The following is a 12,086-nucleotide window of genomic DNA, read 5'->3' on the forward strand; positions in this document are numbered from 1 at the left end:
CTCCCTTATGCAATAATTTTTGATAATACACCATTCACAAATTTCCCCGATTGTTCATCCCCAAATGTATGTGCCAGTTCGATTGCTTCGTTAATAGAAACATTTTGCGGAATATCATCGATGTACATTATTTCTAAAATAGCCATTCGAAGTATCGTTCTTTCCACAGAAGCTATCCGATCTATTGTCCATTTTTCTAAATGTGCTGAGATCTTCCCATCAATTACGATTTTATGCTGTATAACTCCCTCAACTAACGATCTCAAGAACACATCGTTTCTTTCCTTTTCTTTTAGAGTTTCCATTACGTCTTCTAATTCCGTCTCATTAATGTCTAGCTGAAATAAGACCTGAAAAGCTTTTTCTCTTGCTTTGTGTCGATTCATTCTATTTTGACTCCTTCTAATTCCTTCATATACTGTTAAAATAATAACACGTTTCTCTTTTGCTTGGCTAGGATTCAACCATATCATATATACGATTTTAGCATATCCGATCATTTTTTAGTGAACAAAAAGAAAGCCGTAAGTAAAAGATATTTTACTTAGACGACTCTTATTGTACCCTTTTGAAGGTTAGAATATCGGATTGACCTTTTTCAACATTTTTCTCTTGTATTTTTACGTATACTGAATCATGTATGTTTGTAAATACAACTGGAGTTACTGTTGAAAATCCTTGTTTTTCTAAATAGTCTAGATTTACTTTTAATAATGGCTGTCCAGCTTCAACAAATTGGTTCTCATTAACTAACATATTGAATCCATTTCCTTTTAAATTTACTGTATCCAATCCGACATGAATTAATATTTCTTTTCCTGAATTTGATTGTACACCAATTGCATGATTGGTCGGAAAAATATTAATGATTTTTCCACCTACAGGAGAAACAATCGTTCCTTCTTTAGGAATAATTGCAAAACCCTCGCCCATCATTTTACCAGAGAACACTGGATCAGAAACATCCGTTATTGGTATCAATTGACCAGTTAATGGTGATACAAATGTTTCATCATTCATTGAACCAACATTCTCCTCGTATGTACCTCTAGTATTTACTTCTGGTTGAGGTGTCTTACCTAAAACTATATCTTGTATTTGTCCTTTGATCGTTTCGGAGCGAGGTCCAAAAATTGCTTGTATATTATTTCCCACTTCTAAGACACCTGATGCTCCTAATTGTTTTAATTTGTTTTTATTAACTTGCTCAATAGAATCAACAGATACGCGTAATCTGGTAATACAAGCATCCAAATGCGTAATATTATGTAGTCCACCTATTGCTTCTAATACTTCATATGCTAACTCATTATTCTCAGAACTTGTACTATAGATATTTTCATCAGAATCTTCTCTCCCTGGAGTTAATAGGTTAAACTTCTTAATAAAGAAACGGAATAGAAAATAGTATATTACCGCAAAGATTAACCCAAGTATAATTGCTATCCACCAAGGTTCCTGTCCAGGTAAAATACCGAAAAGAACAAAGTCAATTGCTCCCCCTGAGAAAGTATACCCTATATTTACATGAAAGAAAGTCATTAGAACAAAGGATAAACCATCTAAAATTGCATGGAGCAGAAACAATAATGGTGATACAAACATAAATGAAAATTCAAGAGGTTCTGTAATTCCTGTTAAGAAAGAAGTAAGTGCACCTGAAATAAGTAACCCAGCAACTAATTTCTTTTTAGCTGGTTTAGCAGCATGATACATCGCTAAAGCTGCAGCCGGTAAACCAAACATCATAATTGGAAATTCTCCAGCCATAAAGTTTCCAGCTGTGAATTCCACTCCATCTTTTAATTGTGCAAAGAAAATTGTCATATCCCCCCGCACAATATTACCTGCTTCAGTCGTATAAGATCCAAATTCATACCAAAAAGGCGCATGAAAAATGTGATGAAGTCCAAACGGAATTAATAATCGCTTAATTAATCCAAATAAAAACACTGCTACATACGTTCCCTCTTCGATTAGCCAATAAGAGGCACCATTCATAGCTTCTTGTACCGGGGGCCAAATAAACATTAACAATATGCCTATAACAAATGAAGCTCCAGCAGTAGCTATTGGAACAAATCGTTTCCCAGCAAAAAATCCTAAGAAAGATGGCATCCGAATATCGTGAAATCGATTGTAACAAAATGCAGCAATCAGACCGACAATAATTCCACCAAATACTCCTGTTTGTAAAGTTGGGATACCTAAAACAGTAGCAAAACTTGGATCAGATTCAATCATTTTAGAAGTTACACCAATCCAAGATCCCATCACTTGATTTAAAACCAGATAACCAACTAATGCAGCTAATCCAGCCGCACCATCACTTGCTAACCCTATAGAAACACCAATGGCAAATAGTAATGGTAAGTTATCAAAGATAATACCACCTGCATCTTCCATTACGGTGGCAACTAGCTGAATCCAATCCATTTGAAGAAAAGGAAGGTACTCTAACATCGTATCCTGTTGTAATGCATTCCCAATACCTAGTAATAAGCCAGCAACTGGCAACAATGCAACTGGTAACATAAGAGCTTTTCCTATTTTTTGTAATACACCAAATACTTTCTTAAACATTTTTATCGCCCCTCTAGCAAGTACGGTAAAACATAAAAAAGCATGAGCATCAATTGCAAACAATTGTTAAGTTGGTTAACTTAACGATTGTGCATGTATTTACTCATGCCTCATTGTATCAGTAGCACTTCATCTATCTATTCATATTTTTGATAAAGACGTTGTAAATGCATCGTTAAATAAACAGCTTCTGCCTCATATACTGGTTTTTTAATTGTTTGTTGCATAATTTTCATTAATTTCCAGCTCAAATTATAACATATTGGATATTCCGTTTTCAGTAACTCTGCAATTTTTTTTGGTTCTTGTACAACTTCTCCTTTTACCAATCGATCAATGGTATATCGGATATGACGAACCAATCGGATATATTCAATACCTGCTCGGTCAATCTCAATATTTAATTTACTCTCAATTAGATCAATTAATTGTGTAATTAATTGAGAGTATCGATTAACGTCTGATATTTTTTTATTGTAAATAGCACTATGTACATGTAACGCAATAAAACCAATTTCTCCATCCGGTAAACTAATCTCTAATTGTTGGTTTAAAAAATCAACAATATCTGCGGCAATTTCAAATTCGAAAGGATAAAGGATTTTCGTTTCAGATAAGAATGGATTTATAATTGCCATCCCTTTCTCTAAACGATTAATTGCAAATAAAAGGTGGTCCGTTAAAGCAACATGGACTTGTTCATTTAATATTTCACTAGACCTTTTTTGAATCATATCAATGGAATCAATTATTTTTTGAAGTAAATAATCATCTATCTGAGGTACTATTTTTTTGTATTGATCTTGTTGTTCTTGATCTCGTAAAACAAATAATTTCTCAACAAATTCTTCTTTGATAGTATCATTCTTTTTATAATGAAAACCTATACCACTACCAATTAATACCACTTCATTTTGATAATTATCTAAAGCTATTAATACATTATTATTCAATGGCTTCTTAACTATAAAATCAGACATATTACCTTTCTCCCATAACAATCTTTGAATAAGTATAATTGTAACATAAAAGAAAGAAATTTATAAAAATTATTAAGCTTATTTATAAAAAACACAGGTCATATTTGGATGACCTGTGTTTATAGACTATTTACTCGGAATCTTCTACTTCATCTTCCATGTGTATACCGACAACATGAACATTTATTTCTTGTAAGTCAATGGCTGTCATAGAAAAGATGGTTTGACGAATATTCGTTTGTAAATCCTGCGCTACTTTTGGAATAGGTTGACCAAATTTCAAAATAACATAAATGTCAATGGAAACTCCGTCTTCTTTTAATTCTACTTTTACACCTTTACTGTGTGATTTTTTTCCGAAACGTTCAGCAACGCCTGAAGCAAAGTTACCTCTCATTGCATATACTCCTGGTATTTCCGTAGCTGCTATTCCAGCAATTACTTCTAATACTTCAGGTGCAATCTCTACCTTCCCTAATTCATTTTGATCACTTACTTCTAATAATGGTTGTTCACTCATTGCATTCACTCCTTATTCGGAATCATCTGTTTCTTGCAAAATCGGATATTCAGTAAGGAAATTGGTATTAAAATCACCTTCTTGAAATATTGGGTGATTCATAATTTGATAGTGAAAAGGAATTGTTGTAAAGACTCCTTCAACAACAAATTCATCTAATGCTCGTTTCATCTTACTAATTGCTTCTTCTCTAGTTGAAGCGTATGTTATTAACTTTGCAATCATCGAATCATAATATGGTGGAATTCGATATCCACTATACGCACCAGAATCAATCCTCACTCCTAATCCACCAGGTGGTAAATACATTTCGATCTCACCGGCAGATGGCATAAAGTTTTGGTATGGATTTTCTGCATTAATGCGACATTCAATAGCCCAGCCTTCCATCGTTATATCTGACTGATCAACAGATAGCTTTTCACCATTTGCGACATTAATTTGTTCTTTAATTAAATCAATACCCGTTACCATTTCAGTTACAGGGTGCTCTACCTGTATTCTAGTGTTCATTTCCATAAAATAAAACTCATTTGTTTTCCTATCAAAAATATACTCAATGGTACCAGCACCAACATATTCTACTGCTTTAGCTGCTTTTACAGATGCTTCTCCCATTTTAGCACGAATGGATTCATTTAGTGCAGGAGAAGGTGATTCTTCAATTAATTTCTGTAGCCTTCGTTGAATTGAGCAATCTCTTTCACCAAGATGAACAACATTACCATGAGTGTCAGCAAGTATTTGAATTTCAACATGACGAAAATCTTCAATGAATTTCTCCAAGTAAACTCCTGGATTTCCAAAAGCTGTTTCTGCTTCTTTTTGCGTTATCTCCATTCCTTTGACAAGGTCTTCTTCGTTATGAGCAACACGAATTCCTTTTCCGCCACCACCAGCAGTAGCTTTGATAATAACAGGATAGCCAATATCATTAGCCACTTCGATTGCATCTTCTATTGTATCGACAATACCTTCTGAACCTGGAACAACGGGTACATTGGCATTTTTCATTGTTTCTTTTGCAACATCTTTGATTCCCATTTGTTGAATTGCTTTTGGAGTAGGGCCAACAAAAGTGATATTACAGGCTCTGCATATCTCTGCAAAATCAGCATTTTCAGCTAAAAAACCATATCCTGGATGAATAGCATCAACTCCTGTTAATGTGGCTACACTCATGATATTCGTTATATTTAAATAGCTGTCTTTACTTAATTTTGGACCAATACAATATGCTTCGTCGGCTAATTGTACATGTAGAGATTCGCTATCGGCTTCTGAGTATATGGCAACCGTTTCGATATTCATTTCTTTACAAGCACGAATAATACGAACCGCGATTTCCCCTCTATTAGCTATTAATAGCTTCTTAATCAATTATTCCATCCCCTTACTTCTTTACTCTGAATAATGGTTGTCCATACTCAACGAGTTCTCCATTCTCAACCAATATTTCCACGATTTCTCCTGATACTTCTGCTTCGATTTCATTAAACAGTTTCATTGCTTCGACAATACAAACAACACTGCTAGGATCCACTTTTGTTCCCTTGTTCACAAAAGCATCTTTCTCCGGTGATGAAGCGGAATAAAATGTACCAACCATCGGTGAAGTAATTTCATAATCATAATCTACTTGAGCACTTGATGATTCTTTTGTTGCCTCTTTCGTTTCTTGAGCTCTCATTTGCGGTTCTCTCTCCACAGTTGGTTGACTAGTAACTTCTGTTATAGTAGGACTTGGCTGTGATACTTTTTGTTGATTACTAAACTTTTTCATCGATATATTTGTCCCATTTGTTTCATATGAAAATTCTGTTATAGATGATTCATCGACCATTCTAATTATTTCCCTTAACTCTTCTACATTTAACATAACCGGCACTCCTCGCTTGTATTTTATCTACATCTTTTGTTCAAGCTTTTACGATTAGGTACTAATATTACCTCTTAGTATATTACGATACAATCAGGGTAAACATCAAGTAAATCTATATTTTCTAACAATTTAACTTAATTATATCAGTAATAAAAATGCTTTGCCATGAAGGAATCCACGTGTCCTTTATGCGGATAAATAATTATATATAACCATAAAAAAACGACGGAAGAAAACATCCGTCGATTAGCTAGAGCTAAAAATCTTACAATTATTCTCCTGTGGTAGGTTGGAAATTAACTTCAGTCGTAATATCCCTACCAAATTCATCTCGAACCATTTGCATAATATTTACAGCTTCTTCGTCTGATAGTTCTTCCACTTTTACATGTACATGAACTTTATCACCATCTGTGCGAACAAGAACATCTTCATAACCAGTTGCACCTAGTATTTGTTCTTGTAAAATATTCTCTTTTGAGGATAATTCTTCTAATTGATCAATTTCTTTTAATGCTTCATCTTTCTCTTCCGCACTAGAAGATCCCGAAGCTACTACATCTGTTAAACGACTCTTTTGCTTACTTCGCTCATCTTGAACTTCCATTCGAATAGTTGTAAATACTTCATCACTTCCAACATTATTAGTACTTTCTATTTCAGCATTTTCCTCTCCATCTGTAGGAGCAGTTGTTTCCTCTGAACCACCTTGTCCATCATCAATAAAAGCTAAATCGTCACCATTTGGAGAGAAGATGTAGAAAACACTAAGAACAACCATTAGACTAAGCATTGTTAATAACCATACAGTTTGTTTTTTTAACATATAAATTCCTCCTTAATTTTTTGGCATTACTGAAATTTTATGCGTAGGGACATCAAGTACACGTGAAACTGCTTCTATTACTTGATTTTTTAAAGATGGTGTTTCAGCCCCTTTTGCAACAACGAATACTCCTCTAACCTCTGGTTGTTTTGTTTGTACAAGTAGTGGTATTTCTTGATCACCACTACGAAACAAAACTACTTGACTCTCTTCAGTTTGATCTTCAACTACTCTAGAGCCACCATTTTGATCTGTCTCATCTGTAGTTTGTTGACCTCTCGTTTGATTCTTTTCATAAATTTGTTCACTTGTCGCATCAAGGTTTACCATTACTTCAGCATCATTCACACCTTGTATTTTGTTGAGCATCGTGGCCAATTGACCAGACAACTCTTGTTCCAATTCTGAAATATCAGTCCCCGCCATTTCTTCTTCTCCTCCGGTTGGTTCTGATTGGTCGCTTGGTGGTTCTTGACTGATTTCTGGTTCTTCACTCGATGAGAACATATTACTTATAAAAAGCAGTAACAATCCTGTTAAACCTAATATTATTAAATAACCAATTTTCTTAGATGGCTTCTTGTCCTTATTTTCCTTATCATTTTGTTCATTGTTCGGCCTGAAAAAAGAATCTATTTTATTTTTCAAGATGTCCCTCCCTCCCAATAAACGGTTACTTTTTTATCAGTAATTTCCCATAATTCCATAAGAAGCATCTCCATTTCCGAAAAATCCATCTTCGGAGGTGTTTTCTCCGAATTTGAATCAATTACCACATCTTCAACTGTATCCACCGCTCCCTCCCCTTGTTCAGCTTCTTTAATAAATACAATGACTTCTGTAAGATCCTCAAAGGTAACTTCACTCTTCTCTGTAAATCGGAATTCGATGTCTTCTACCATCATGTTATATTCCTCCTTTAAGGGGTCCTCGGCAACATTTTCCAATTGGACAGCCATTTGTTCTAAAATATATGCATCTTGACTCGCTTCTATTTCATTTTTTTGAAATTCTATCTGATTTTCTAAAGAATCAGTTGAATTATATTGTTGTTCCATTTCACTGATAGAACTTGATATGACAGTATCTATATCTGTATTGAACAAGTGAAAAACTGGTTGTAAAATAATTAAAATTAATACCAATCCGGTTACTAAACGAACATATTTTTTAAGATCATTTGCAGGAATAAGTAAATCAATGATAGATGCTATTATAATAAATATGATAATTTGAGTTACCCAATCGATTAGTATATTCATTGATTCTATCTCCCTATCGTAAAAGTATGGTAAGGTTACTGGCCGCCACAATAATTACAATTGCCAAGAGAAACATAAGTGATACGGCTAATAAACAAGCGAGAATGTAAAGGATGTACGTACTGATTGTATTTAATGCTTGTACAATTGGCCCACCGCCGATCGGTTGTAATACAGCAGCAGCAATCTTATAAATTAACGCTATAGCAGCAACTTTTATTGCAGGAAATGCAACAATAAATAATATAACTACTAGACCAGCAATCCCTAACGCATTTTTTAAAATTAATGATGCACTCAAAATGGTATCTGCTGCGTCAGTAAATGTGCGACCAACAACAGGAATAAAATTACCGGTAACGAATTTTGCAGTTTTCATTGCAACCCCATCTTGAATGGCTGATGCGGTTCCTTGGACAGAAATAACGCCTAAAAAAATAGTCAGAAATACCCCGAGTGTACCTAAAGCTACAGATTTAAAAAGATTGGCTAAATGAGTAACTTTGTAATTTTCATTTAAACCACTAATAATAACTAGCATCGCCGCCAAGAATAATAGTGGCAAAACAAATACTGAAATAAAGACACCACTAAAATTAATCAGAAAAATAATTATGGGATGAAAGAAGGATATCGAAACAACATTTCCAAAACTAGCCATCATTCCTAAAACAAGTGGTAGTAGTGCAATCATAAAACCTTTCATGGTATCAATCGCTTCTTTTGTATAGGAGGTTGCTAAATAAAAACTATTCAACACTAGAAAAATTAATACTAAGAATATAACGAAATAGGCCACTCGACTAACTGTTGTCTTTTCAAATGCGGATTGCATCGATTGTAAAATAACAGCAAATAAAGTAAGCATAAGCAAACTACCTAATAATTTTCCATTTAGAATCAACTCGTGAAAAAGGTAATGCAGGAATTGTGTAAGGATATCCTTGATAGAAAAAGAGTTTATATCTTTTATAAATTCGTAAAAACTTGTTTTTTCTAAATCTGGTATAGCTTGTCCATATTCATCGACAATTTCCTCCCAATAGGTTTGAACCCCCTCTATTGATATTTCATCTAGTAATGCATCCTTTAATTCTATAGTCGGGATTGGTTCAGCAGAAATAGGAGCTTGTCCAATAAACATAAACAATATAGTGAAGAGAATCACACGAATTCCTGTTGAATACTTCATTCACTTCAATTGCTCCCTTCAGGCTTGATATTTTTAGACATTTGGTAAAAAGCCAACAATTGCTTCAATAACTGTAGTTATGATAGGAACTGCTAATAACAATATAAATATCTTCCCTGCTAGTTCAATATACTTTGATACCGAATCTAGCCCTGCGTCCTTTGTAAGATGTGATCCTATTTCTGCAATATATGAAATGCCAATAATTTTTAAAATCGTATTCAGATAGAGCGTTTGGATATTCGCCTGATTTCCTAAGGAACGAATTGTTTCGAAAATAATTTGAATTTGTTGAATTACGGAAAAAAATATAATGATCCCTGTAATTAAAATTAAGAAAAATGCAAGTGATTTATTAACTTCTTTTAGTAAAATGTAAAGAATTGCTGCCACAACACCTAATAATACAATTTGGAGTATATCCATTAGAAAGCCCCTTAGAATAAAAATACCGATTTAATTTGTTGGAATAAATCTGATAGTCCATTTACGACAATAACAAGGACAATGATAAAACCGATTAATGTCGCAAACTGAGCAATTTCTTCTTTACCCATTTGTTTCAAGATTGTATGAATGAGTGCTACTATTATTCCAATCCCTGCAATTTGGAATAGTATCGATGCGTCTAAAAACATGCATTTGCCCCTTTCTTCCCACCCATCGAGATATGATGATAACTTAAATAAATAGCAATACTAAAAACAGGCCACATAGAATCCCTAGTGTTTTAGATAACTTTCCATAATGTTGATAAGCATCTTGTGCTTCACTCAACTGGGTTTCTAAATAAACTTTTGTTAGATGGATATGCTTTTGTTGTTGTTCAATATCGTGTTGTCCTAACGATTTTCCAAATTGAAGTAAGATTTCTTCATCACTAGATTGCAATGCAGAATTTTTTAGTAATAGACTTACTTGTTTTTCCCAAATTTGATCAAAATCAAATGGTATTTTATCCATTTGTTTAGCCATACCTTGAAAAAACAAACGAATCGGCTCAGGACTTTTTTTGGAAATAATTAAAAAAGCAGCTTGTAATGAAACTTGACTATATACCATTTCTGCTTCTAATACTTGTAAAGCATTAATCACTTGTCGTATATGTTTTGGTCGTTGCTTCAGTCCATTACTCCATTCAAATCCGATGGTGGTTGCTGTCCCGATTAAAAGCAGTGCTCCAATCCACTTCATGTATAGGACTCCTCTTTGACAATTTAATTTCATCACCAGCAGAATTATAAACTTTTTGTATCTTACCAATGTTTGTCCCTTTTCCCAGTAAAATATATCGTTCAAATACCTGCTGTTCGATTAACTTTTGCATAGATGGTCGACTATTTAAATCATCCCATTGGTTGGCGTGAGCGGTACAAATAATGGTTACACCAGTATGAATAGCTTCTAATAATGCATCTACATCATGATCGGTCCCGATTTCATCGACAACAATAATATCTGGTGACATCGAACGGACCAGCATCATCATTCCTTCTGCCTTTGGACAGGCATCCATAACATCAGTCCGAGTTCCTACATCATGTTGAGGAATACCTTGTAATGACGCAGCAATTTCAGACCTTTCATCCACTATTCCAACCTTTTTTGACCTATTCATCGGTTGATCTATCGTTGCAATCATCCTGGTTAAATCACGAATCATTGTTGTTTTTCCGGATTGTGGGGGACCAATAACCATGGTATTAAAATAGTAGTTATTTTGGTTAATATATCGAAACACCTCTATTGCAGCATTCCGTTTTTCCTTTGCAATACGGATATTAAAACAGGATATATGCTGTAATGCCTTGACACCTTTTCCTGAAGTATTTACCCTACCAGCAATTCCAATTCTATGACCACCTTCTATGGTTATATATCCTGATCGTAGTTCATCTTCCATGCGATATAGAGAGTATTCACTTATTTGATTTAATAAATAATTGCCATCACTTTTTTGAGGTATTGTATCTTTAAGCCACTTTGTGTCTTTATCAAATATCAATTCGATAGGTCTTCCTATTCGAATTCTAATTTCTTGAAGTTCTTCTTCATTATGGATAATTTTTTCTTTTATACAGCGCTGTAAATGTATAGGGAAGAGTCGTAAGATCTTGTCCATAATATTTCCTCATCTCTACATAATCTTTATACTAAATGTATGTGATAGAAGATATAATATGACCAATTGGAAGTAACCTTGTTTTATATGGACTAAAAAAAGCCTTAAAAAGTCATTAAGACTTTTTAAGGCTTTAGAAGATATATACTTAAGCTCTAGATACGTATTTACCGTCGGATGTGTTGATAACTAATACATCACCCTCGTTTACAAAGAATGGAACTTGAACAATCAATCCTGTTTCAAGTGTTGCGGGTTTGGATCCACCACTCGCAGTATCTCCTTTAATACCAGGTTCTGTTTCCGTTACTGTTAGTTCAACATTATTTGGTAGATCTACACCTAGAATCTCATTCTCATAGCTAATGATAGAAACTTCCATATTCTCTTTGATAAATTTTAACTGTTCTTGGATTTGTTTACCTGGGATTTCTATTTGGTCATACGTATTCGTATCCATAAATGCATGTGCATCTCCAGAAGCATAAAGGTACTGCATTTTACGATTTTCTATATGTGCTTTGGCAACTTTTTCACCTGCACGGAACGTTTTTTCTTGAATATTACCGCTTCGTAAATTGCGTAGTTTAGATCTTACAAAAGCAGCACCTTTTCCTGGCTTCACATGTTGAAATTCGATGACTTGCCAGATATCATTGTCTACTTCAACTGTAAGTCCTGTCTTAAAATCATTTACTGAAATCATTCTTGTTCCTCCC

15 protein-coding genes are annotated in these 12,086 nt (G+C 34.1%); all 15 read right to left on the reverse strand.

What is annotated here, in order from left to right:
- Positions 1–5: 5 nt before the first annotated feature.
- The 15 genes from nusB to efp all read right to left on the reverse strand — a co-directional run bounded on the left by nusB (position 6) and on the right by efp (position 12,073).
- Positions 6–386 carry a transcription antitermination factor NusB gene (gene nusB / locus C794_RS09975; RefSeq protein ID WP_017796995.1) on the reverse strand — a complete coding sequence of 127 codons (381 nt, stop codon included), beginning with the start codon at positions 384–386 and terminating at the stop codon, positions 6–8.
- A gap of 169 nt (positions 387–555) precedes the next feature.
- Positions 556–2,583 (reverse strand): glucose-specific PTS transporter subunit IIBC, encoded by a 2,028-nt coding sequence (gene ptsG / locus C794_RS09980; protein ID WP_017796996.1) that lies wholly within the window; start codon positions 2,581–2,583, stop codon positions 556–558.
- Between the two features lie 137 nt (positions 2,584–2,720).
- Entirely contained in the window at positions 2,721–3,563 is an 843-nt protein-coding gene (gene glcT, locus C794_RS09985; protein WP_017796997.1) for a glucose PTS transporter transcription antiterminator GlcT, read from the reverse strand.
- 130 nt (positions 3,564–3,693) lie between these two features.
- The gene (locus C794_RS09990) at positions 3,694–4,083 is read right to left on the reverse strand and encodes an Asp23/Gls24 family envelope stress response protein (protein ID WP_017796998.1); all 390 of its coding nucleotides are present in this window, start codon (positions 4,081–4,083) and stop codon (positions 3,694–3,696) included.
- 12 nt (positions 4,084–4,095) lie between these two features.
- Positions 4,096–5,463 carry an acetyl-CoA carboxylase biotin carboxylase subunit gene (accC, locus tag C794_RS09995; RefSeq protein ID WP_017796999.1) on the reverse strand — a complete coding sequence of 456 codons (1,368 nt, stop codon included), beginning with the start codon at positions 5,461–5,463 and terminating at the stop codon, positions 4,096–4,098.
- A gap of 13 nt (positions 5,464–5,476) precedes the next feature.
- A complete protein-coding gene (accB, locus tag C794_RS10000) occupies positions 5,477–5,962 on the reverse strand; it encodes an acetyl-CoA carboxylase biotin carboxyl carrier protein (protein ID WP_017797000.1) in 486 nt (161 codons plus the stop codon).
- A 274-nt stretch (positions 5,963–6,236) separates the two neighbouring features.
- Positions 6,237–6,791 carry a SpoIIIAH-like family protein gene (locus tag C794_RS10005; RefSeq protein ID WP_017797001.1) on the reverse strand — a complete coding sequence of 185 codons (555 nt, stop codon included), beginning with the start codon at positions 6,789–6,791 and terminating at the stop codon, positions 6,237–6,239.
- A 12-nt stretch (positions 6,792–6,803) separates the two neighbouring features.
- Complete coding sequence (gene spoIIIAG / locus C794_RS10010) at positions 6,804–7,439, reverse strand: stage III sporulation protein AG (protein ID WP_017797002.1); 636 nt, start codon at positions 7,437–7,439, stop codon at positions 6,804–6,806.
- Complete coding sequence (gene spoIIIAF, locus C794_RS10015; RefSeq protein ID WP_017797003.1) at positions 7,436–8,053, reverse strand: stage III sporulation protein AF; 618 nt, start codon at positions 8,051–8,053, stop codon at positions 7,436–7,438. Before spoIIIAF ends, spoIIIAG begins: the two co-directional genes overlap by 4 nt.
- 13 nt (positions 8,054–8,066) lie before the next feature.
- A complete protein-coding gene (spoIIIAE, locus tag C794_RS10020; protein WP_017797004.1) occupies positions 8,067–9,245 on the reverse strand; it encodes a stage III sporulation protein AE in 1,179 nt (392 codons plus the stop codon).
- A 33-nt stretch (positions 9,246–9,278) separates the two neighbouring features.
- Entirely contained in the window at positions 9,279–9,671 is a 393-nt protein-coding gene (gene spoIIIAD, locus C794_RS10025; RefSeq protein WP_017797005.1) for a stage III sporulation protein AD, read from the reverse strand.
- An 11-nt stretch (positions 9,672–9,682) separates the two neighbouring features.
- On the reverse strand, positions 9,683–9,883 hold the full coding sequence (gene spoIIIAC / locus C794_RS10030; RefSeq protein ID WP_017797006.1) for a stage III sporulation protein AC: 201 nt from the start codon (positions 9,881–9,883) through the stop codon (positions 9,683–9,685).
- Between the two features lie 43 nt (positions 9,884–9,926).
- Entirely contained in the window at positions 9,927–10,439 is a 513-nt protein-coding gene (spoIIIAB, locus tag C794_RS10035; RefSeq protein WP_017797007.1) for a stage III sporulation protein SpoIIIAB, read from the reverse strand.
- A complete protein-coding gene (spoIIIAA, locus tag C794_RS10040) occupies positions 10,384–11,367 on the reverse strand; it encodes a stage III sporulation protein AA (RefSeq protein WP_017797008.1) in 984 nt (327 codons plus the stop codon). Before spoIIIAA ends, spoIIIAB begins: the two co-directional genes overlap by 56 nt.
- Positions 11,368–11,515: 148 nt before the next feature.
- A complete protein-coding gene (gene efp / locus C794_RS10045) occupies positions 11,516–12,073 on the reverse strand; it encodes an elongation factor P (RefSeq protein WP_017797009.1) in 558 nt (185 codons plus the stop codon).
- Positions 12,074–12,086 lie beyond the last annotated feature (13 nt).

The organism is Oceanobacillus kimchii X50, assembly GCF_000340475.1.
Lineage (GTDB): Bacteria > Bacillota > Bacilli > Bacillales > Amphibacillaceae > Oceanobacillus > Oceanobacillus kimchii.

Coding starts and splice junctions, on each gene's coding strand:
- nusB (WP_017796995.1), bottom strand. CDS start 386: ATGAATCGACACAAAGCAAGAGAAAAAGCTTTTCAGGTCTTATTTCAG.
- glcT (WP_017796997.1), bottom strand. CDS start 3,563: ATGTCTGATTTTATAGTTAAGAAGCCATTGAATAATAATGTATTAATA.
- spoIIIAC (WP_017797006.1), bottom strand. CDS start 9,883: ATGTTTTTAGACGCATCGATACTATTCCAAATTGCAGGGATTGGAATA.
- spoIIIAE (WP_017797004.1), bottom strand. CDS start 9,245: ATGAAGTATTCAACAGGAATTCGTGTGATTCTCTTCACTATATTGTTT.
- spoIIIAD (WP_017797005.1), bottom strand. CDS start 9,671: ATGGATATACTCCAAATTGTATTATTAGGTGTTGTGGCAGCAATTCTT.
- spoIIIAA (WP_017797008.1), bottom strand. CDS start 11,367: ATGGACAAGATCTTACGACTCTTCCCTATACATTTACAGCGCTGTATA.
- spoIIIAB (WP_017797007.1), bottom strand. CDS start 10,439: ATGAAGTGGATTGGAGCACTGCTTTTAATCGGGACAGCAACCACCATC.
- ptsG (WP_017796996.1), bottom strand. CDS start 2,583: ATGTTTAAGAAAGTATTTGGTGTATTACAAAAAATAGGAAAAGCTCTT.
- C794_RS10005 (WP_017797001.1), bottom strand. CDS start 6,791: ATGTTAAAAAAACAAACTGTATGGTTATTAACAATGCTTAGTCTAATG.
- accB (WP_017797000.1), bottom strand. CDS start 5,962: ATGTTAAATGTAGAAGAGTTAAGGGAAATAATTAGAATGGTCGATGAA.
- efp (WP_017797009.1), bottom strand. CDS start 12,073: ATGATTTCAGTAAATGATTTTAAGACAGGACTTACAGTTGAAGTAGAC.
- spoIIIAF (WP_017797003.1), bottom strand. CDS start 8,053: ATGAATATACTAATCGATTGGGTAACTCAAATTATCATATTTATTATA.
- C794_RS09990 (WP_017796998.1), bottom strand. CDS start 4,083: ATGAGTGAACAACCATTATTAGAAGTAAGTGATCAAAATGAATTAGGG.